Raw genomic sequence first — 1,901 nt, 5'->3', positions numbered from 1 at the left:
AAGAGGTTCCATTATCTTCTGCATGTGCCGCTCTCCCGCTTAAAAACAGCAAGCTGACACACAATGCAAGCAAACTAACAATCAAAACTCTCCTTATATAATCAACCATTCTTATCCTCCTTATTTTCAGGTACGCTTTAAAACTATGAAAGCTTGTACCACGATAGAACAAATAATTCTTTTTTCTCCCACAGAAACGCTCAGAACAGGGAAAAATTAGCACTTTTTGTCTCACAAAATTCCCTAAATAGCATTTACTATTATTCTTTTTTTATGTACGACTAAAAGCTGTTCGATCTTTTTGTCATATTATGGATGTGTTTATGGTATCTTTGAGAAGAGGTGATAGATGTGTATAGATTATTACAGTTACTAATATTGATAGGGGTCTTTTCCCTGGCAGGGTGTGGGTTTGAAAATAACGAGTTAGAGGGGTATGATTCAGAGGAAAAGGCCATCGAAGCTGGACTGCTGCAACATGAAAATTTGGACCAGAAGGCAGTTCTATCAATCGAAGAACATAAGGGTGAAACAATAGTATTTTTTAAAAGAGAGGAGTCATTGGGAACAGCTATCATAGCTGAAACAAAGAAAGGCTTCAACTGGTATCGAAACCATCCGTATAATGGCTTTGAAACCAGCGGAAACCTTCCATTCTCCACAGTCGGTTTCGATCTTGAAACCAAATCAGGAGTGACAATATCCATCTTGGCCGGTAAAGTGCATGATGCCTCCATTCAGTCCATCCGCATAACAGATGGAGGGATAGCAAAAGAACTGAAAATCGACCAAGAATCAGGGCTCTTTTATGCTGTCCATGAAGCTCCTTTATCTTCACTTGCCATTGAAGCAATAAAGTAAGACTTTAACCCCGCAAGAAAAAAAACCGGAGCATGCCCCCCGGTTCTTAGTTCAGTATTTTCTTATTGGGACTGACAGGCACTGAAACAGGCTTCGAAAGGTCAAATCCTTCCCAGGTCGCACTTCCGAGATTTTGAAACAACACCTCATCAAACCCAAATTCCTTTGCGGTCATTAAAATTCCTTCTATTAACAGCAGACGTGCATCATTCATCGTGGGCTCTTCTTTAAATGATATTGTGAGCAATTTGTTTTTCGAGGTACTCGTCAGTTCTATGTCCTTTGCAATAATCGGCTCAAAGTCATCATTGGGTGACGACTTCATTGCAGTTAAAGCTTCACTGATAGACTCAAAGGCTGCTTCGCCAGGCACCAGAAAAATATCACCGTTTTCGTGTGTATATTGGTAATATGCCTTTTTCGCTTGGTCAGCTATATTGATTTCTGATATTTTCCCCATATGTGAAAATGAAGGCACTGATCCATCAGATTTTCGAAGCATGATCTTGTCATAAGGAGAAGCTTCAAGAGCGAACAGCAAGGATTCATATAACAGCTCTTCACCGCCACCCGAATTATTGAGTTCATCATCCGTCACTGTATACGTTAATTGGCCGGTTTCTTTATCTTCTGCCACAGACCCCGGAAGCGGGAAATAGTCCTCAAATCCCCAGTCTTGTTCCGGAATTGACTGAGAAACCTCAGTGAATCTCTCGACCCAATTACCCGTTTCTTTTTTTTCTACCATTAGACTGACTGGAACAGAGATGGCATCTGGAGTTACGAGACCAAATGTGAATAGATCATATTGAAGCAAATCAGCCTGATAAACATTTGTTTTATCAGAGGGTTCTGCTTTCAATAAGGTGGACTCCTCAGTACTTTGATCCATAAAACTATTTGTTCCTGCATCCTCAGTGTTTTCTGAGCTTTCCGGCAATGCGGCAATTTCCTCTTGACCAGAATCGGTATCAGCTGATTCCTGTCCCGCCATATCAAAAGCCGAGTTTTCCCCTCCGTGTTGATTTATCGAGTTAAGC

The 1,901-nt window shown here is 40.9% G+C and carries 1 protein-coding gene and 1 pseudogene; one reads left to right on the top strand and one right to left on the bottom strand.

The window, feature by feature from the left end; genetic code table 11:
• Positions 1-351 precede the first annotated feature (351 nt).
• Positions 352-861: a hypothetical protein gene (locus BSG1_RS19945; RefSeq protein ID WP_052302414.1), complete on the top strand. Its 510-nt coding sequence runs from the start codon at positions 352-354 to the stop codon at positions 859-861.
• Between the two features lie 46 nt (positions 862-907).
• Here the strand turns inward: BSG1_RS19945 and BSG1_RS21220 are convergent.
• Positions 908-1,901: pseudogene (locus BSG1_RS21220) on the bottom strand (hypothetical protein); the annotation flags it as partial.

The sequence above is a fragment of the Bacillus sp. SG-1 genome (assembly GCF_000181495.1).
GTDB lineage: Bacteria > Bacillota > Bacilli > Bacillales > Bacillaceae_B > Rossellomorea.
The sequence above is the reverse complement of the archived record's forward strand: the minus strand, read 5'-3'. Positions and strand labels throughout refer to the sequence as shown.